Annotated in this window: 15 protein-coding genes; 10 read left to right on the top strand and 5 right to left on the bottom strand. The window is 72.0% G+C overall.

Features of this window, described 5'->3' with window-relative positions; all coding sequences use genetic code 11:
• Window positions 1-397: 397 nt before the first annotated feature.
• Entirely contained in the window at window positions 398-2,110 is a 1,713-nt protein-coding gene (locus tag AB0J04_RS02950) for a sigma-70 family RNA polymerase sigma factor (protein WP_363166600.1), read from the top strand.
• On the opposite strand, the gene AB0J04_RS02945 is transcribed toward AB0J04_RS02950, so the two are convergent.
• Both AB0J04_RS02945 and AB0J04_RS02940 read right to left on the bottom strand, forming a co-directional pair.
• Window positions 2,092-2,817 (bottom strand): glycerophosphodiester phosphodiesterase, encoded by a 726-nt coding sequence (locus tag AB0J04_RS02945; RefSeq protein ID WP_363166599.1) that lies wholly within the window; start codon window positions 2,815-2,817, stop codon window positions 2,092-2,094. The two genes, AB0J04_RS02950 and AB0J04_RS02945, sit on opposite strands and share 19 nt — an antisense overlap.
• Window positions 2,818-2,835: 18 nt before the next feature.
• Entirely contained in the window at window positions 2,836-3,927 is a 1,092-nt protein-coding gene (locus AB0J04_RS02940) for an adenosine deaminase (RefSeq protein ID WP_363166598.1), read from the bottom strand.
• 215 nt (window positions 3,928-4,142) lie between these two features.
• On the opposite strand from AB0J04_RS02940, the gene AB0J04_RS02935 reads away from it, so the two are divergent.
• Complete coding sequence (locus tag AB0J04_RS02935; protein WP_363166597.1) at window positions 4,143-4,910, top strand: DUF4190 domain-containing protein; 768 nt, start codon at window positions 4,143-4,145, stop codon at window positions 4,908-4,910.
• 5 nt (window positions 4,911-4,915) lie between these two features.
• On the opposite strand, the gene AB0J04_RS02930 is transcribed toward AB0J04_RS02935, so the two are convergent.
• On the bottom strand, window positions 4,916-5,479 hold the full coding sequence (locus AB0J04_RS02930) for an NADAR family protein (protein ID WP_363166596.1): 564 nt from the start codon (window positions 5,477-5,479) through the stop codon (window positions 4,916-4,918).
• Between the two features lie 211 nt (window positions 5,480-5,690).
• Between AB0J04_RS02930 and AB0J04_RS02925 the strand changes: the two genes are divergently transcribed.
• From AB0J04_RS02925 to AB0J04_RS02895, 7 genes are all read left to right on the top strand, one after another.
• Complete coding sequence (locus tag AB0J04_RS02925) at window positions 5,691-7,205, top strand: gamma-aminobutyraldehyde dehydrogenase (RefSeq protein ID WP_363166595.1); 1,515 nt, start codon at window positions 5,691-5,693, stop codon at window positions 7,203-7,205.
• A gap of 79 nt (window positions 7,206-7,284) precedes the next feature.
• On the top strand, window positions 7,285-8,532 hold the full coding sequence (locus AB0J04_RS02920) for a spermidine/putrescine ABC transporter substrate-binding protein (protein ID WP_363166594.1): 1,248 nt from the start codon (window positions 7,285-7,287) through the stop codon (window positions 8,530-8,532).
• Window positions 8,529-9,689 carry an ABC transporter ATP-binding protein gene (locus AB0J04_RS02915; protein WP_363166593.1) on the top strand — a complete coding sequence of 387 codons (1,161 nt, stop codon included), beginning with the start codon at window positions 8,529-8,531 and terminating at the stop codon, window positions 9,687-9,689. Before AB0J04_RS02920 ends, AB0J04_RS02915 begins: the two co-directional genes overlap by 4 nt.
• Before the next feature lies 1 nt (window position 9,690).
• Window positions 9,691-10,620: an ABC transporter permease gene (locus AB0J04_RS02910; protein WP_363166592.1), complete on the top strand. Its 930-nt coding sequence runs from the start codon at window positions 9,691-9,693 to the stop codon at window positions 10,618-10,620.
• Entirely contained in the window at window positions 10,621-11,421 is an 801-nt protein-coding gene (locus tag AB0J04_RS02905) for an ABC transporter permease (RefSeq protein WP_363166591.1), read from the top strand.
• 5 nt (window positions 11,422-11,426) lie between these two features.
• Window positions 11,427-12,830 (top strand): FAD-dependent oxidoreductase, encoded by a 1,404-nt coding sequence (locus tag AB0J04_RS02900; protein ID WP_363166590.1) that lies wholly within the window; start codon window positions 11,427-11,429, stop codon window positions 12,828-12,830.
• A gap of 137 nt (window positions 12,831-12,967) precedes the next feature.
• Window positions 12,968-13,426, top strand: a complete 459-nt coding sequence (locus AB0J04_RS02895) for a hypothetical protein (protein ID WP_363166589.1) — start codon at window positions 12,968-12,970, stop codon at window positions 13,424-13,426.
• 266 nt (window positions 13,427-13,692) lie between these two features.
• Here AB0J04_RS02895 and AB0J04_RS02890 read toward each other — a convergent pair whose 3' ends face one another.
• Together AB0J04_RS02890 and AB0J04_RS02885 are read right to left on the bottom strand one after the other, a co-directional pair.
• Window positions 13,693-15,288 carry a PucR family transcriptional regulator gene (locus AB0J04_RS02890; protein WP_363166588.1) on the bottom strand — a complete coding sequence of 532 codons (1,596 nt, stop codon included), beginning with the start codon at window positions 15,286-15,288 and terminating at the stop codon, window positions 13,693-13,695.
• 92 nt (window positions 15,289-15,380) lie between these two features.
• Window positions 15,381-17,729: an ATP/GTP-binding protein gene (locus tag AB0J04_RS02885; RefSeq protein WP_363166587.1), complete on the bottom strand. Its 2,349-nt coding sequence runs from the start codon at window positions 17,727-17,729 to the stop codon at window positions 15,381-15,383.
• 237 nt (window positions 17,730-17,966) lie between these two features.
• On the opposite strand from AB0J04_RS02885, the gene gabT reads away from it, so the two are divergent.
• A complete protein-coding gene (gene gabT / locus AB0J04_RS02880) occupies window positions 17,967-19,301 on the top strand; it encodes a 4-aminobutyrate--2-oxoglutarate transaminase (protein WP_363166586.1) in 1,335 nt (444 codons plus the stop codon).
• Window positions 19,302-19,358 lie beyond the last annotated feature (57 nt).

Raw genomic sequence — 19,358 nt, 5'->3', positions numbered from 1 at the left:
CCGGGAATCATTCGCAGTGCTCCGGCCTTCAGGCCGGGGGTGAAGCGATTCCTGTGGTCGCGTCGCGGAGCGTCGCGGTGGCGTTCCGGCCGGCTGGAACCACGGGAGGCGGCGAGGACGGTGGTGCGGCGCCGAGCGCGCCCGCGGGGACTCCGGGCAGGGGGTGTCGGAAGATTCGTGATGATCCTCCGGCGGTGGGGGACCGTTCCGGATCGTCGCCGAGGGGGGTGCCCGCCCCCGAAGGAACCCTGAGCAACTGCCTTACGAGATGGGCGAGTTGCCAGGAGCGTCCCCTGCGGGTGCCGAAAAACTGTTATCCGGAGGCCGCCCGGCCCGTCCCCTGGGGTGTGATCTGCGACATTGCCAGGAGCGGGGGCCCGGCTGAGAGGGTGCGGGCATGAGGACGTACGCCGACGCCGAGGCCGCCCGGCACTGGCGTGCCACCATCGCCGAGGCGCAGGGAGGCGACCGGCAGGCGATGGACGAGTTGGTGGCGGGCTGGCTGCCGCTCGTCTACAACATCGTCGGCCGCGCCCTGAACGGCCACGCCGACGTCGACGACGTCGTCCAGGAGACCATGCTGCGCGCCGTCGACAACCTCGGCTCCCTGCGCGACCCCGACAGCTTCCGCTCCTGGCTGGTCGCGATCGCCATGCGGCAGATCCGGGACCGCGCCCGCCGTGGGACCACCCAGCGCCTCGACGACAGCGTGCCGCAGGGCGAGACCGCCGACTTCGCCGAACTCACCGTGCTCCGGCTCCAGTTGGAAGGCCAGCGGCGCGAGGTCGCGGAGGCGGTGCGCTGGCTGGACGACGAGGACCGGCAACTGCTGTCCCTGTGGTGGCTGGAGGTCGCGGGCGAACTCAGCCGCCGCGAACTGGCCGCGGCCGTCGGCATCAGCCGGCAGCACGCCGCCGTGCGCGTCCAACGGGTGAAGGAGCGGCTCGAGGTCTCCCGGGGCATCGTGCGCGCCCTCGACGGCGCCTGCCCCGACCTGCGCGAACTGACCGCCCGCTGGGACGGCCGGCCCGACTCCGTCTGGCGCAAGCGGCTGGCCCGGCACATCCGCGGCTGCGGCTACTGCGGAGACACCCGCGAGTCCGTCGTCCCCGCGGAACGGCTGCTCGTCGGGATCGCGCTGGTGCCGGTCCCGGCCGGCTTCACGATCTCCCTCGCCCTCGGCGGCAAGACGGCCGCCGCGGCCGCCGGCACGGCCTCCGCCGGCTGGTCCGCGAAGGTGCTGACCGCGTTGACCAAGCCGGCCGTCGCGGTCACGGCCGGCGCGACGCTCGCCGCGGGCGGCGCCTACGTCGTCGTGCAGACCCCCGACGACCCGCCCGCCCGCGCGGCCGTCTCGCCCACGGCGGCGAGCGCACCGGCCACCGCACCCCCGCCGTTCTCCCCTCCGTCCTCGGCCTCCGCCTCACCGTCGAAGTCCGCGTCCCCGTCCGCGTCCGCTTCGGCGGGCGAGCAGCGGACGGCCCGGTACGGCGGTGTCGTCGACGCCGTCGACAGCGCGCCCGACCCGGCCGCACCGCCGGCCGCCCTGCCGCAGCGGCCCGCGTCCGGCGTCACCAGCAGCGGCGGCGCGCACGCCACCATGAACCACCGCGGGGACAGCGTCACGCTCAGCGGCCAGGGCTATGTCCTCGTGCGCTGGCAGATATCGCCGCAGTACCGGCCCGGCAGCCTGGTCATGCCCAGCTGGACCGGCCTCAAGGGCAAGCTCTTCCACGTCGCCTCGGGCGGCGGTCGCCGAATGGACGACCCCGTCAGCGACACGGACAGCACGGCCACCGGCATGGGCAGCAAGACCACCGGCTACCTCGTGCTGCCGTCCGGCGCCCAGCAGATGTGGCAGAACGAGTACTTCTACGTCGCCGGCACCGTCACCCTCACCGTGAACGAGCGGGGCGGCGACTACGGTCTCAACGTCTTCCCGACGACCTGGGACGCCGTCGAGAAGGACGTCACGACCGGCCCCGCCCAGGGCGCGACCCGCTACGGCCTGGTCCGCGACACCGGCGCGGACGACACCCCGGTCCCGCAGTACCTCACGCGCGCGACCCCGGCCGACCCGGCGACGGTGGCTCAGACCTCGCGCGTGTAGTCCGGCGCGCCGCCACGCTGCCAGCCCTGTTTGCGCAGGGCGGTCAGGACGTCGATGCGGTTGGTGGTGAGGGAGTCGACGCCCGCGTCGATGAGCCGGCGCATGGAGCGGCGGGTGTCGGGGGTCCAGACGGAGAGCAGGTAGCCGTCGTGGTGGACGCGGTCCGCGAGGCCCCGGTCCACCAGGGAGAAGCGGTAGTTGAGCCAGCGCGGCCGCACCGCCGCCAGCAGCGTGGGGCGCGGCGGGGCCAGGCTCGTGCAGGTCAGGGCGATCTCGGCGGCCGGGTCGGCGCTGCGCACGGCCAGCATCGCGGTCGCGTCGGCGCAGTAGTAGACCCGGTCCGCCGCCCCGGCCTCGCGGACGGCGTCGACGATCCGGCGGGCCGTGCCCGCCTCCCGGGTGCCCGGCAGGTCGAGCATCAGCCGGCTGCCCTCGGTCGCCGCGAGCGCCTCCGCGAGGGTCGGCACCGCGCCGGCCGTCAGCCCGTGCACCTCGGCGGCGGACAGCGACCGCAGCGGCCGGTCCAGCTCCCAGAGCCGCTTCAGCGTCGCGTCGTGCAGCAGGACGGGCACGCCGTCCTTGGTGAGCCGCACGTCGAACTCGACGGCGTCCGCGCCCTGGTCGAGCGCGGAACGCAGCGAGTCGATCGTGTTCTCACGGAAGCGGTAGGGGTCGCCGCGATGGGCCACGGCCGTCACGTTCTGCATGGGCCCATTGTGTCCACGTCAGGCATCGAGCCATGCGGTGGTGTACGTGTCGATCTCGTCCTGGACGCCTCGCTTGCCGGCCGCGTCCAGGAAGGAGGCGTCGACCGCGTTCCCCGCGAGGTCGGCGAGACCCCGCTCGTCGAGGTCGAGGAGACGGGCGGCGACCGCGTACTCGGTGTTCAGGTCGGTGCCGAACATGGGCGGGTCGTCGGAGTTGATCGTGACCAGCACGCCCGCCTTCACGAACTCCTTGATCGGGTGCTCGTCGAGGGTGCGGACCGCGCGCGTGGCGATGTTCGAGGTCGGGCACACCTCCAGGGCGATGCGGTGCTCGGCGAGGTGCGCGAGCAGCTTCTCGTCCTGCGCGGAGCTGGTGCCGTGTCCGATGCGCTCGGCGCGCAGGTGGGTCAGCGCGTCCCACACCGTCTGGGGCCCGGTGGTCTCGCCGGCGTGCGGCACCGAGCGCAGGCCGGCGGCGATGGCACGGTCGAAGTAGGGCTTGAACTGGGGGCGCGGTACGCCGACCTCGGGGCCGCCGAGCCCGAAGGAGACCAGTCCCTCGGGGCGGACCCGGTCGTCGGTGGCCAGGCGGGTGGTCTCCTCGGCGGCCTCGAGTCCCGCCTCGCCGGGGATGTCGAAGCACCAGCGCAGGACGGTCCCGAACTCCGCCTCGGCCGCCTTGCGGGCGTCCTCGATCGCGTCCATGAAGGCGAGTTCGTCGATGCCGCGCCTGGTGGAGGAGAACGGCGTGATGGTCAGCTCGGCGTACCGCACCTGCTGGCGGGCCAGGTCCCGGGCGACCTCGTAGGTCAGCAGCCGGACGTCCTCCGGGGTGCGGATCAGGTCGACGACGGACAGGTACACGTCGATGAAGTGGGCGAAGTCCGTGAACGTGAAGTAGTCGACCAGGGCCTCGGGGTCGGTGGGCACCTTGGAGTCGGGGTGCCGGGCGGCCAGCTCGGAGACGATGCGGGGGGAGGCGGAGCCCACGTGGTGGACGTGCAGTTCGGCCTTGGGCAGCCCGGCGATGAAGGAGTGCAGATCTCGGGGGCCGGTGGATCCGGCGGATCCGGTGGCGGCTGCTGCGGCTGCGTCGAGGCGGTCGGTCATGGGGTCCTCCCCGGGACGGCGCCCCGGGCCAGGCGGGCCGGACGGGACGCGGGTGATCGGCTGATCGGCGAGTCGGGATCCCGAGATCCCGGGATCATCGTAGGCGGAGGGGGCGGGAGACCGCCGTGGGCCCCGCCGACTGCGGGCCGTAGCATGACGGAACGCTCGACAGCGGGCGACCGAGGGCGACCGAGTGCGACAGAGGGGATCCACGCATGTCCGACGACGCGCCGACTCCGGCGGACGGTCCGCAGGACGCGGTTCCCGAAGTGCGGTTGGACAAAGGCGCGCCGAACCCCTGGGCGGCGCCGGGCGACAGCGCGCAGAGCGGTCCCGGACACACCGTCGCCGCGAACGAGCCGCTGGCTCCCGAGGACCGACCGCTCCCGACCGTCCACGACCAGCAGACGGTCACCTCTCTGCCCAGCGTGACCCCGCAGCCGCAGCCCTGGGCCACCCCCTTCGGCGGCCCGCAGACCGGCGGCCCGCAGGCAGGCGCCCCGCTCGGCTCCTACCCGCCGCCCAACCCCGCCACGGCGGCGGGCGGCCCGCCCCCCAACCTCTTCGCACCGCCCCCCGTGCAGGGCGGGGCCGTCCCGCCGCCGCCGATAGCCCCCGACGGCCCCGGACAGGTCCCCTACGGCTACCCCGGCGGTTACGCCCATCCCGCCCATCCCTCCCAGCCCCACTACGGGGGCGGCGCTCCGGGCCTCTACGGCTGGGGCGGAAACGGGGCGGGGGACAGCAACGGCATGGGCGTCGCCGGACTCGTGCTCGGGATCCTCGCCGCCGTGGTCTTCTGCCTGTGGCCGCTGGCCATCGTCCTCGGCATCCTCGGCGTCGTGTTCGGCGCGATCGGCCGCGGCAAGGCGCGCCGCGGCGAGGCATCGAACCCCGGCCAGGCCCTGGCCGGGATCATCTGCGGAACCGTCGGCACCGTCCTCGCGATCGCCCTGGGAATCTTCGTCATCGTGTCCCCCTGACCGCCTCAGGCCGTCCCCGCCCGCAGCCGCTCCCGGGCCTGCATCAGGGCGAAGCCCAGGAGGTTCTGGCCTCGCCAGTGTTCCGGGGTCGTCGCCGCCTCGTCGGTCGCGGACAGGCCGATGCCCCAAACGCGGTCCACGGGGCTGGCCTCCACCAGTACCCGGTCGCCGGTGCCCAGCAGGAACGAGCGCAGCGCGGGGTCCGAGGCGAACTTGTGGACGCTGCCCTCGACCACGATCCGCAGCCGCTCCCGCTCCCAGACCGCCTCGTCGAAGCCGCGGACCAGCCGCCCCGCCTTCTTCGCCTGCGAGGGGTGTCCGGCGGCCAGCGCCCGCTGCTCCGCCTCCGCGTCTTCGAAAAGCCTCGCCTTCTGCGCCATCATCCAGTGCTCGGCCGTCGCATACGCGACTGATTCGACCACGAACGGTGACGGCCACCACTGACTGAGGCAGCTCGGGCCCACCCGCCCGCCGGGCAGCGGCCGGTGCCCCCAGAAGTGCAGGTACTTGATCCTCGCCCCCGCCCGGACCGCCCTGACCAGGGCTTCCAGGCCATCGATCTGCTCCATGGACCCGAGGATGGCACGCGCCACTGACACAGCGTCCTGCCTTTTCCCTCTCCGGTTCGACGCCCGCCGACAGATTTCGTCGCGTAACCAAAAGGCAACAACGGAATCCCTTGTTGGAGTGCCCTTGCTCTGTCAGGATCGGCAATCAAATCAGGCTGGAGCTACGCAACCCGCCCCCGCGCACAGCGGGGCGAAGGCGGAGGAGAGCGACATGCAGGACCGGTTCCCCGCGCAGGAGCGCCTCTCGGGCGGCGCCCAGTACATCGCGGGCCGCCTCACCCGCGGCACCTCGGGCCGTGCCCACGCCGTGGTCGACCCGGCCACGGGAGAGGAGGTGTACCGCTACGAGCCGGCCTCCACGGTGGACGTCGACGCCGCCGTCGCCGCCGCCCGCGCCGCCTTCCCGGCCTGGTCCGGCCTCACCCCGGGCGAGCGCTCCGACGCCCTGCACCGCTTCGCCGCCGTCCTCGCCGACCGGGCCGAGGAGTTCGCCCGGGCCGAGTCCCTCCAGTGCGGCAAACCGCTGAAGCTGACCCGGGAGTTCGACGTCCCGGGGACGATCGACAACACCGCGTTCTTCGCCGGCGCGGCCCGCCATCTCCAGGGGCAGGCGGCCGGCGAGTACTCCGCCGACCACACCTCCTATGTCCGGCGTGAGCCCGTCGGCGTGGTCGGCTCCATCGCGCCCTGGAACTACCCCCTCCAGATGGCCGCCTGGAAGATCCTCCCGGCGATCGCCGCGGGCAACACGATCGTGCTCAAGCCCGCCGAGCCGACCCCGCTCACCTCGCTCCTCTTCGCCCTGGCGGCCACCGAGGCCGGTCTGCCCGACGGTGTCGTCAACATCGTCACCGGGACCGGGAAGGAGGCCGGCGAGCACCTGGTCGGGCATCCCGACGTCGCCATGACCTCCTTCACCGGGTCCACCGCCGTCGGCAAGCGGGTCGCCGAGATCGCCACCGGGACCGTCAAGCGCCTCCATCTGGAACTCGGCGGCAAGGCGCCCTTCGTGGTCTTCGACGACGCAGACCTGGAGGCCGCGGCCAACGGCGCGGTCGCGGGCGCGCTCATCAACACCGGGCAGGACTGCACCGCCGCCACGCGCGCGTACGTGCAGCGGCCCCTCTACGAGGCGTTCGTCGAGCGGACGGCGGCGCTGATGGAGACCGTCCGGCTCGGCGATCCCTTCGCCGCCGGCACCGACCTCGGCCCGCTGGTCTCGCACGCGCAGCGCGACCGGGTCGCCGCGTTCGTCGACCGGGCGCGTGCCTACGCGCGCGTGGTCACCGGTGGCGTGGTTCCACAGGGCGATCTGGGGAAGGGCGCGTACTATCCGCCCACCCTGATCGCCGACGCCGCCCAGGACAGCGAGGTCGTCCAGTCCGAGATCTTCGGGCCGGTCCTGGTGGTCCTGCCCTTCGACACCGACGAGGAGGGGCTGGCGCTCGCCAACGACACCCCGTACGGGCTGGCGGCCTCGGCCTGGACCCGGGACGTGTTCCGGGCGAACCGCGCGACACGCGAGCTGAAGGCCGGGTGCGTGTGGATCAACGATCACATCCCGATCATCAGCGAGATGCCGCACGGCGGATACAAGGCCTCCGGCTTCGGCAAGGACATGTCAGCGTACTCGTTCGAGGAGTACACCCAGGTGAAGCACGTCATGTTCGATAACACGGCGGTTGCCCGCAAGCCCTGGCACCGCACCGTCTTCGGGGACGCGTAAGCGAGACGCACCAGCGACGACTCATCAGCGAAGATCGGCCGCCGACCACGGCCGGACCTCCCGAAAGGGCACCACGAGCATGGAGCAGTACGAGCCCGACCGCCTCAGCGCGGCCCAACTGGCCGCCATACGGCGCAGCTTCCGCAACGGCAGGGCGGCCATGACCCGCCGCTCGCTGCTGCGCGCCTCCGCCGGCGGCGCGCTCGCCCTGGGCGGCCTCGGAGCGCTGAGCGGCTGCGGGATCCCCGCGGCCGGCAAGACCGAGGGCGGCACGTCCGCCGACGACCACTCGGCGAAGGAGAAGACCGTCGACTTCTCCAACTGGACCGAGTACATGGACGTCGACGACAGCGGCAAGCGCCACCCCACCCTCGACGCCTTCACCAAGCGGACCGGCATCAAGGTCAAGTACACCGAGGACATCAACGACAACAACGAGTTCTTCGGCAAGATCAAGCCGCAGCTCGCCGCGGGCCAGGACACCGGCCGCGATCTGATCGTCCTCACCGACTGGCTGGCCGGCCGCCTCATCCGCCTCGGCTGGGTCCAGAAACTGGACGCCGCCAACCTGCCGCACGCCTACGCCAACCTGTCCCAGCAGTTCCGCAGCCCCGACTGGGACCCGGGCCGGGCGTACTCCTACCCCTGGCAGGGCATATCCACCGTCATCGCCTACAACAAGAAGGCGCTGGACGGCGTCGAGGTGAAGTCGGTCTCCGACCTGCTCGACAACCCCAAGCTCAAGGGCCGCGTCGGCTTCCTCACCGAGATGCGCGACAGCATGGGCATGACGCTGCTGGACATGGGCAAGGACCCGGCGAAGTTCACCGACGACGACTACGACGCGGCCATCGCCCGCCTCCAGAAGGGCGTCGACAGCGGCCAGATCCGCCGCTTCACCGGCAACGACTACACGTCCGACATCACCAGCGGCGACTTCGCGGCCTGTATCGCCTGGGCCGGCGACGTCGTCCAGCTCAAGGCGGACAGCCCCGACGTCGACTTCGTCATCCCGGACAGCGGCTATCTGACGTCCAGCGACAACATGCTGATCCCCAACAAGGCGCGTCACAAGACGAACGCCGAACGGCTCATGGACTACTACTACGAGCCGGAGCCGGCCGCCGAGCTCGCCGCCTACATCAACTACGTCTGTCCCGTGGACGGCGTGCAGGCGGCGCTCGCGAAGATCGACGAGGATGCGGCGAACAACCCGCTGATCATCCCCGACAAGGCCATGCAGGCGAAGTCGCACTCCTTCCGCTCCCTGAGCTCGAAGGAAGAGACCGACTACGAAGCCAAGTTCGCGAAGCTCACTGGGGCGTGACGACGATGAAGACGAACGACAACGGCAGCGGCGACGTCCGCCTGACCGGCATCAGCAAGACCTACGGCTCCTTCACCGCCGTCCACCCGCTCGACCTGACCGTCCCGCAGGGCTCGTTCTTCGCCCTGCTCGGCGCATCCGGCTGCGGCAAGACCACCACCCTGCGCATGATCGCCGGCCTGGAGGAACCCTCCTCCGGGACCGTCCACCTCGGCGACCATGACGTCACCGCGCTCCCGCCCCACAAGCGCCCGGTGAACACCGTCTTCCAGTCCTACGCCCTCTTCCCGCACCTCGACATCTTCGAGAACATCGCCTTCGGTCTGCGCCGACGCGGCATCAAGAGCGTGAAGAAGCAGGTCGAGGACATGCTGGAGCTGGTCCAGCTCGGCGAGCAGGCGCGCAAGAAGCCGCACCAGCTCTCCGGCGGCCAGCAGCAGCGCGTCGCCGTGGCCCGCGCGCTGATCAACACGCCCAAGGTGCTCCTCCTCGATGAGCCCCTCGGCGCCCTCGACCTCAAGCTGCGCCGCCAGATGCAGCTGGAGCTCAAGCGCATCCAGACCGAGGTCGGCATCACCTTCGTGCACGTCACGCACGACCAGGAGGAGGCCATGACGATGGCCGACACGGTCGCCGTCATGAACGGGGGCCGCGTCGAACAACTCGGCTCGCCGACCGACCTCTACGAGAACCCGCACACCACGTTCGTCGCCAACTTCCTCGGCACATCCAACCTCATCGAGGCCGAGGTCGACTCCAAGAGCGGCGACGACATCGTGCTCAAGGCGGGCGACGGCAAGCTCGTCCTGCCCGAGGCACGCTGCTCCGCGCCGACGACGGCCGGCGGCAAGGTGCTGGTGGGCGTGCGCCCGGAGAAGATCTCCCTCACCCACGCCGACGACGCGGGCGAGGTCCCCGAGGGCCGCAACCGCATCACCGGGAAGATCGCCGACTCGTCGTTCATCGGCGTCAGCACGCAGTACGTGATCGACAGCCAGGTCTGCCCCGAGTTCGAGGTCTACGTCCAGAACATCGACCGCGACGCCCGGCTGAGGCCCGGCGCCGACGTCGTCCTGCACTGGAACCCGGCCCACACCTTCGGCCTGGACGCCGCCCAGGACATCGACGCCGGCATCCAGGAAGAGGCGGCGGTCTGAAATGGCGACGCTCACCGAGGCGCCCCCGCCTCTCTCCCCGACGGCCCCCACGAAGAAGCCGCCGCGCAGACGCGGGCGCTGGACGCCGTACTGGCTGCTGCTGCCCGGTCTGCTCTGGCTGATCGTGTTCTTCGCGCTGCCGATGCTCTACCAGGCCTCCACCTCCGTGCAGACGGGCTCCCTGGAGGAGGGCTACAAGGTCACCTGGCACTTCGCGACCTACTGGGACGCGCTGAGCGAGTACTGGCCGCAGTTCCTGCGCTCGATCCTGTACGCCGGCGCCGCGACGGTCCTCTGTCTGGTGCTGGGCTATCCGCTGGCCTATCTGATCGCCTTCCGCGCCGGGCGCTGGCGCAACCTGATCATGATCCTGGTGATCGCGCCCTTCTTCACCAGCTTCCTGATCCGCACCCTCGCCTGGAAGACGATCCTCGCGGACGGCGGCCCGGTCGTCGGGGCCCTCAACACCCTGCACGTCCTGGACGTCACCAGCTGGCTGGGCTGGACCGCCGGCGACCGGGTCCTGGCGACGCCGCTCGCGGTGGTCTGCGGTCTGACGTACAACTTCCTGCCGTTCATGATCCTGCCGCTGTACTCCTCGCTGGAGCGCATCGACGGGCGGCTCCACGAGGCGGCCGGCGACCTCTACGCCAAGCCGAGCACCACCTTCCGCCGGGTCACCTTCCCGCTCTCGATGCCCGGCGTCGTCTCCGGCACGCTGCTGACCTTCATCCCGGCGGCCGGCGACTACGTCAACGCGGAACTCCTCGGCAGCACCAACACCCGCATGATCGGCAACGTGATCCAGACGCAGTTCCTGAACGTCCTGGACTATCCGACGGCCGCGGCTCTCTCCTTCATTCTCATGGCCGCGATTCTGCTCATGGTCACTTTCTACATCCGCAGGTCCGGGACGGAGGATCTGGTCTAAATGCCCTTCGTCAACTGGCTCAAGCGCCATTTCGCGGTCATCGCGGGACTCATCACGCTCGCGTATCTCCTCCTGCCGAACATCGTCGTCACGGTGTTCTCCTTCAACAAACCGAAGGGGCGTTTCAACTACACCTGGCAGCAGTTCTCCACGGACGCCTGGAAAGACCCGTGCGGGGTCTCCGGCCTGTGCGGCTCGCTGTCGCTCAGCCTCCAGATCGCGATCTGGGCGACCATCGGCGCGACGGTCCTCGGCACGATGATCGCCTTCGCGCTGGTCCGCTACCGCTTCCGCGCGCGGGGCGCCGTCAACTCGCTGATCTTCATGCCGATGGCGATGCCCGAGGTCGTCATGGCGGCCTCGCTGCTCACCCTCTTCCTCAACCTGGGCGCACAGCTCGGGTTCTGGACGATCCTCATCGCGCACATCATGTTCTGCCTCAGCTTCGTCGTGACGGCGGTCAAGGCGCGCGTGATGTCCATGGACCCGCGGCTGGAGGAGGCCGCCCGCGACCTCTACGCCGGGCCCGTGCAGACCTTCGCCAGGGTGACCCTGCCCATCGCCGCCCCCGGCATCGCGGCGGGCGCGCTGCTCGCCTTCGCGCTCTCCTTCGACGATTTCATCATCACCAATTTCAACGCCGGCTCGACCGTCACCTTCCCCATGTTCGTCTGGGGTTCGGCACAACGCGGAACGCCCGTGCAGATCAATGTCATCGGCACGGCGATGTTCCTGGTCGCCGTAGTGCTGGTCCTTCTCTCGATGGTCATCGGAAACCGCCGCAACCGGCAGAAGGCGTGATTCCCGTGAACCGGTGGATCGACTCCCTCTCCGACGCGCAGCCGGTCCCCTACTGGCTGGAGGACTCCGGCAGGCCGCGTCCCGAGCCGGCGCTCACCGGCGCCGAGAGCTGCGATCTGCTGGTCGTCGGCGGCGGCTACAGCGGACTGTGGACCGCGCTCGTCGCCAAGGAGCGCGACCCGGGGCGGGACGTGGTGCTGCTGGAGGGCCGCGAGGTGGGCTGGGCCGCCTCGGGACGCAACGGAGGCTTCTGCGCAGCCTCCCTCACCCACGGTCTGCCCAACGGGCTGGCCCGCTGGCCCGACGAGATCCACACACTCCAGGAACTGGGCGCGCGCAACCTCGACGAGATCGAGGCGGCGATCGCCCGGCACGGCATCGACTGCGACTTCGAGCGCACCGGCGAGATCGACGTCGCCACCGAGACGTACCAGGCGTGGGAACTGCGCGACTGGTACGAGGAGCTCGAGCGCAAGGGCCTCGCCGACGGCATCGAGTTCCTCGACGCGGACGCGGTGCGCGCACAGGTCGCCTCGCCCACCTTCGAGGCGGGACTGTACGACCGCCGGGGCGTGGCCATGCTCCACCCCGCCAAGCTGGCCTGGGGTCTGAAGCAGGCGTGCGTGCGGCTCGGCGTCCGCGTCCACGAGCACACGCCCGCCCTGACGCTGAAGCCGTACGGCGCCGGGATGGCCGTCCGCACCCCCTACGGGCAGGTCCGCGCCCGGCAGGTCGCGCTCGGCACGAACATCTTCCCCAACCTGGTCAAGCGGGTGCGCGCGTACACCGTCCCGGTCTACGACTACGCGCTGATGACCGAACCGCTGACCGCCGGGCAGCTCGGCTCGATCGGCTGGAAGAACCGGCAGGGCCTCGGGGACTCGGCCAACCAGTTCCACTACTTCCGGCTGTCCGCCGACAACCGGATCCTGTGGGGAGGCTACGACGCCGTCTACCCCTACGGGGGCCGGGTGCGCGCCGAGTACGACGACCGGCCGGAGACCTACGCCAAGCTCGCCGGACACTTCTTCACCTGCTTCCCGCAGCTGGAGGGCGTCCGCTTCACGCACGCGTGGGGCGGCGCGATCGACACCTGCTCGCGGTTCTCCGCGTTCTTCGGCACCGCGCACCAGGGGAGGACCGCGTACGCGGCCGGGTACACCGGCCTGGGCGTCGGGGCCACCCGCTTCGGGGCCGAGGTGATGCTCGACCTGCTCGCGGGCGAGAGCACCGAGCGGACGCGGCTGGAGATGGTCCGCAAGAAGCCGCTGCCCTTTCCGCCCGAGCCGTTCGCCTGGACCGGCATCGCTCTCACCAAGTGGTCGCTGGCCCGCGCGGACGCGCACGCCGGCCGCCGCAACCTCTGGCTGAAGACGATGGACCGACTGGGCCTGGGCTTCGACAGCTGACGCCCGGCGGGTGACCCGCCCGACCAGGTGTGACCTGGTTCACCCCTACGGGTCGTCGAAACCCGCGTAATGCTCGGCCCGGACCTCCCTCTCCCTCCTGACGCGATCGCGTCCAGAAGCGAAAGGGAGGTCTTCACATGGCTGGGGCGAAGACGGCAGTCGAATGGCTGGCATCCGTCGCACCGGATCCCGAGGCATGCCGCTGGGAATGGGAGCGCAACCCGATGGGGGTGGCGCTGCTGCCCGCCGGCCGCGCCTGGGACGTACTCATCCTGCCGGGCCGGCTCGGCTATCCCACCCTCGACGTGCTCACCCGGATCCTCGACCGGCCGGGCCCCGTGCTCGTCGACTTCGGAGACGACCGCATGGGCTTCTTCGTGGCGCCCGGCACGGCCGCCCGCTGGCTCGGCACCGGCATCCGCACGGCCGGGGCCGGCACCTGGATCGTCGTGCCCTACCCGGGCCGCTCGACCGGAAGCGTGCGCTGGCTGGTCCCGCCGGACGGCTCCGGCACCCTGACCGACGCCGCGCTCCTCGAACTGGCGATGCACGAGGCGGCCGCCGGCCTGGCAGGCGGAGAGGACCTGGACGGCTGACCGACCCGGACCACCCGGCCCCGCCTCCGGCCACCGACCTGGTCGGGGTCCCCGAGCCTCCACGTTCCCCGGACCGGGAGGCCCGCCAAACGCTCCGCGGGGAGCGCCGCGCTACGCCCCGGGTTGTCTGCGGCGCCATCGTGGCCGGTCGCGCAGCTCCCCGCGCCCCTTCAGAGCACCGTCCGCTCGGACCCCTTCACGTCGGCCGCCCGTGCGGCCGACGCGGGGTACCTGACAACAGCCCAGCCGGCCCCCAGCCCCGCACTTCAGTCCGACGACGTCGCCTTCAGGGCCAGCCACAGCTCCATGCGGACGTCCGGGTCGTCCAGGGAGCGGCCGAGGATCTCCTCCACCCGGCGCATCCGGTAGCGCAGGGTGTGGCGGTGGACGCCCAGATCGGCGGCTGCCGCGTCCCACTGGCCGTGGCGGGAGAGCCAGGCGCGCAGGGAGGCCACCAGATCGCCGCGGCCGGTCGCGTCGTGGTCGTGCAGGGCGCGCAGCAGACCGTCCGCGAACGCCTTGACCGCGTCGTCCGCGAGGAGCGGCAGGACCGAGCCCGCCGCGAGCTGCTCGTGCTCCACGAAGACCCGGCCCCTGCGCCGCGCCACGGACAGCGCCTGCTCCGCCTGCTTGTACGCCCCTGCCGCCGTGATCGGCCCGGCCGGCGCGGACAGCCCCACGACGAGCCCGTCCTCGTCGGCGGGATCGGGCGCGCCGTCCCCGGAGGACCGGGCGCAGGCCGCCGCGGCCGCGCCCCCGTCCCTGACCAACGCCACCAGCCGACCGCCCTCGGGCACCGCCAGGACGGCCTCCCCGGCCCGGGCCGCCGCCGACTCGACCGCCTCGACGAGGTCGCCGAAAGGGTCGGCGGAGGGGTCGGTGGAGGGCTCCACCGACGTCGACGCCGGCTCGGCGAGCAGCATCCGGAACGGGGCGTCGAGGAGATCGCCGTACAGGTCGCCGGCCACGGCCCTCGCGTGGTCCGGCTCGCCCGCCAGCAGCATCCGCAGCACCGCCGCGCCGATCCGCTGCTGCGCCGCGTGCAGCGGGCGCGAGCGCTCCGTGGTGAGGGTGAGCAGGGCGATCGCCGAGTGGACGGCGTACCGCTCGGCGGTGCCCAGGGCCGACGCGGTGCCGACGGCGAGCGCGGCGCGCGGGCGCCGGCCGGTGCCCAGGGAGTGCAGCTCGACCCGGTCGTCCTGCCCGGGGTGCTCCGGTCCGCCGCCGCCCCCGACCACCGCCGAGGCCGGGGCGGGCCGCTCCCGCAGCCGCTCCACCTCCGCCGTGAGCCGCGCGGCCCGCCGGACCGCCCACTCCGGCGCGGCCGCCACGACGGCGCCCGAGGCGTCGTACAGCGCCGCCCACCCGTCGACCTGGGCGGCGAGCGCGCCGAGCAGCCCCTCCGGGCCGTCCGTCAACGCCTGCTTCGTCAGCTCGCGCTGGGCCGCGAACCCGGCCGTGACCGCCCGGTACTGGTCGGCCGCGATCGCCGCCGACACCGCCTTGCTTATCGCGAGGAAGGGCGTGCGGCGCGGCACCTCCAGCAGCGGCAGGCCCTCCTCCTCGGCCGCGTCCACCAGCGCCTCGGGGATCTCCTCGTAGTTCACGCCGACGGCGAAGCCGAGCCCGACCACACCCGCCTTGGCCAGCCTCCGCACATAGCGCCGCATGGCCTCCGGGTCCTCCGCGTCCAGCTTGAGCGCGGTGATCAGCAGCAGCTCCCCGCCCTCCATGTAGGGCACGGGGTCCGCGAGCTCGCTGACGTGCGCCCAGCGCACCGGCACGTCCAGCCGGTCCTCGCCCGCCCGCACGGTGAGCTTCAGCGCGGAGTGATGGACGAGCGAGGCGAGCGTGGGGGGCATGGGGCCTTCAGTGGGAGAGCGTGATCATTTGGCCACCGCGTATGAACGGGCTGTATCGATTCTGCCTCACCGGCGGAGTCCCAGGGGACTCTTCAGCCCCGCAGGTCCACCAGCAGCGGCGGTGCGTGCTCGCCCCGCACGCTCGTCAGGGACAGCACCGCGTGTCCGGGCGGGACCTCGTGCGCCAGCTGGGACGCCGACCACCGCTCCCGCTCGACCTGGCGCACGGTCACCGCGTCCGTGGTCACCGCCTTGCCGGTCACCAGCTTGCGCAGCGCGTGGATGGCACGGGTCATCGGCTGGTCGGCGAAGACCGTGTGCTTGGCGACCTCCGTGGTCTCCACCCACTCGGTGCCCCAGGTCTGCGCGAACCTGCTGCCGTCCCAGGTGGTGATGCCGGAGAACGCCATCCGGCAGCCGACCGCCCCGTACAGCGGCCCGTGCAGGGCCTCGGGGACGTCGCCGACCGTGCGCAGCGCGAGCACCACGCCCGCGTTCTGCGAGCGCAGCCGCTGCAACCTGCGCACCGACCCGTCGGTGATCGTCCCGGTGGCGTCGTCCAGGACCAGACAGACGAAGTGGTCGTGCCGCTCCCGTACGACCGTGTGGAACTGGGCGAGGACCAGCCGGGTGATCAGTCGGGCGGCCTCCTCGTGCCCCCGCTCGGGCAGGTCGACGCGGACCCGCAGCGGGTGATGGGCGACGGCGCGCAGCGAGAACGCCCGGTGCGCCTCGCCGCCCCCGCCGAAGAACTCCGCGAACACCGGACGGTTCAGCAGCGCCAGCCGGTCGGCGAGCGCACGGCCAGGGTCGCCCGCCGACCCGGTCTGGCGGACGCGCGCCTCCAGCTCACGGCGCATCACGTCGTCGTCGGCCACCGCCTCGCGCAGCGCGGACAGCGCGCCCGGCTCGCCCTCCAGGAGCTCGCGCAGCTCGGGGAACGTGGGGAAGCGGGCGTGCGCCGCCCGGTAGGGGCCCAGCAGCTGGGCCAGCGCCGTGGCCGCGCCCTGCCCGCTCACCGCGTCGAGGTCGCCGACCAGCGCCTCGGCGAGGATCCCGGCCGCCTCGTCCGGGTCGTCGGAGCCCGCGTACGGGTCCAGGTCGTGCACGGACGACGGGTCGCCGATCCGGACGATCACGTCGAACGCGGAGTCGGCGCCGAGCGGTCCGCCGCCGGGCGACGACACCGCGACGACGGCGCACGCCCCGGTGAGCGCCTGGAGCGCCAGCGCCTCGGTCAGCGGTTCGAGCAGGGTCCGCGTCTTGCCGGAACCGGACGGTCCGACCGCGAGCAGCGAGGTGCCCAGCACGTCCGGGTCGAGCGCGGCGCCCGCGTCCCGGTAGCCGACCGGGGTGCGCTCGGCGGCCGCCCAGCGGCCGATGCGCACCTGCCCGGCGAGCACGTCGTGGCGTGCGCCGCGCCGGGGCAGGTCGCGGGCGCCGGAGGGGTGGGTCCAGGCCGCCCCGCCCTGGCGCAGCACGGTCTCCCGGAAGTCCGGGAGCCTCGCCGTCCACGCCCGCCGCACGCGCACGCAGTCCACGTCGTTCATCCGGCCGGCCGTGACCTCGCCGGTGAGCAGGTCGGCCGCCTCGTACTGTCCCGCGTCCCGCAGCTCGGGCCACTGGGAGCGGGGGCGTTCGGCGGCGGGGGCGGCGGCCTGGGGCCCACCACCGGTGGCGCGTCGTGCCTTCAGATACGGCAGCCAGTCGCCGACCTTCGCGAACGGCCACACCACCAGCAGGGCAATTGCCGCATACAAGGTGTTGTCGAACAGTGGAGATTGGAAGAGTTCGTAGCCGCCGGAGACCAGTGAAATCAGGGCGAAGATTGGTTTTTGGACCGGCAGCGCGTCCCAGCCGACCCCGAAGGTGCCGGGGAACACGAGACTGAGAGAGGCTAGCGCGCACAGCAGGGCGAGCAATGCACGCGAGGGCTGGGAACGTCGGCCCACGAAGTGCCGTAGGGCGTCCGGCCAACTGCCCAGTCGCCCCATGGCGTAGACGAGAGCCGCGAAGAAGAGGCCGTCATAGAGGACTCGGGCTTCTTCGCCCTCCCAAGTCTTGTCGGAGGCGATCGTGCCGCCCCACCACCAGTCCTCGGGGGTGAACAGCCGCAGCAGCGTGAACTGGTACGGCAGAGCGCCCCTGCGCCACAGGGACCACAGCACGAGCGCCACGACGAGCGGTACCAGCATCCCGACGACCGTCACCGGCGCGAGGCGCTCCGCCGCCCGCGCCGCCGTCTTCGGCAGCCGGTACCCGAACCGCCAGACACCCGGCTTCGCGGTCGGCCGCTCCTCGTTCAGCCATTCGGCAGTGGAGGAGAAGGACTGTGCGGCCGGCGCTTGCGCCGGCCGTGGCGGCACCTGCGGAGGCCCCGCCGGGCGCGGCACAGGATTCGCATGCGTACCCCGCATGTCCTGCGTCCCGTCGCTGTCCATCGCCCCTGCCCCCTGACCAGCCGTTCCGTGTGCACTCAGCGAGTCAATCTAACGCGCCCACAACGGGAGTTCACCGTTTACCTGGCCGGACCCGCGACGATCGCCGTCCACCGGCACTGTCCACGACGGACAAGCCTGCCGGCCGACACCGCCCACATGGAGCATGCCCACCCCCCTCGCCCCGTCCTAGCCTGCGAGAAAAGAAGGCACGTGTCCGCGAAACCCCAGGAGCCCCTCATGACCGCCCTTCCGCAGGAGCGCCGCGTCGTCACCGCCATCCCCGGCCCGAAGTCGCAGGAACTGCAGGCCCGCCGCACCGCCGCGGTCGCGGCCGGGGTGGGCTCCGTGCTGCCCGTCTTCACCAAGCGCGCGGGCGGCGGCATCATCGAGGACGTCGACGGCAACCGTCTGATCGACTTCGGCTCCGGCATCGCGGTGACCTCCGTCGGCGCCTCCGCCGAGGCCGTCGTACGCCGGGCCACGGCCCAGCTCGCCGACTTCACCCACACCTGTTTCATGGTCACGCCGTACGAGGGCTATGTGGAGGTCGCCGAGGCCCTCGCCGAGCTCACGCCGGGCGACCACGCGAAGAAGTCCGCGCTGTTCAACTCGGGCGCCGAGGCCGTCGAGAACGCCGTCAAGATCGCCCGGTCCTACACCAAGCGCCAGGCGGTCGTCGTCTTCGACCACGGCTACCACGGCCGGACGAACCTGACGATGGCGCTCACCGCCAAGAACATGCCGTACAAGCACGGCTTCGGCCCGTTCGCGCCCGAGGTCTACCGCGTCCCGGTCGCCTACGGCTACCGCTGGCCCACCGGCGCCGAGAACGCCGGCCCCGAGGCCGCCGCGCAGGCCGTCGACCAGATCGTCAAGCAGGTCGGCGCGGAGAACGTGGCCGCGATCATCATCGAGCCGGTGCTCGGCGAGGGCGGCTTCATCGAGCCCGCCAAGGGGTTCCTTCCGGCCATCAGCAAGTTCGCCTCCGACCACGGCATCGTCTTCGTCGCCGACGAGATCCAGTCCGGCTTCTGCCGCACCGGCCAGTGGTTCGCCTGCGAGGACGAGGGGATCGTCCCGGACCTGATCACGACGGCCAAGGGCATCGCCGGCGGGCTGCCGCTCGCCGCCGTCACCGGTCGCGCCGAGATCATGGACGCGGCGCACGCGGGCGGCCTGGGCGGCACCTACGGCGGCAACCCGGTGGCCTGCGCGGGCGCGCTCGGCTCGATCGAGACGATGAAGGAGCTCGACCTCAACGCCAAGGCCAAGCACATCGAGTCCGTCATGAAGGCCCGGCTCACCGCCATGGCCGAGAAGTTCGAGGTCATCGGCGACGTCCGCGGCCGGGGCGCGATGATCGCCATCGAGCTGGTCAAGGACCGTACGACGAAGGAGCCGGACGCCGCGTCGACCGCCGCGCTCGCCAAGGCCTGCCACCAGGAGGGCCTGCTGGTCCTGACCTGCGGCACCTACGGCAACGTGCTGCGCTTCCTGCCCCCGCTGGTCATCGGCGACGATCTGCTGACCGAGGGCCTCGACATCATCGAGCAGGCCTTCGCCCGCATCTGACGCGTATCCGGGCAGGGGCGCCGCACAGCGGACTCCCATCCGCCGCAGAGCGTGTGA

The organism is Streptomyces sp. NPDC050263, assembly GCF_040655955.1.
Taxonomy (GTDB): domain Bacteria; phylum Actinomycetota; class Actinomycetes; order Streptomycetales; family Streptomycetaceae; genus Streptomyces.
Note: the sequence above shows the minus strand (reverse complement) of the source record. Positions and strands in the feature narration are given on the sequence as shown.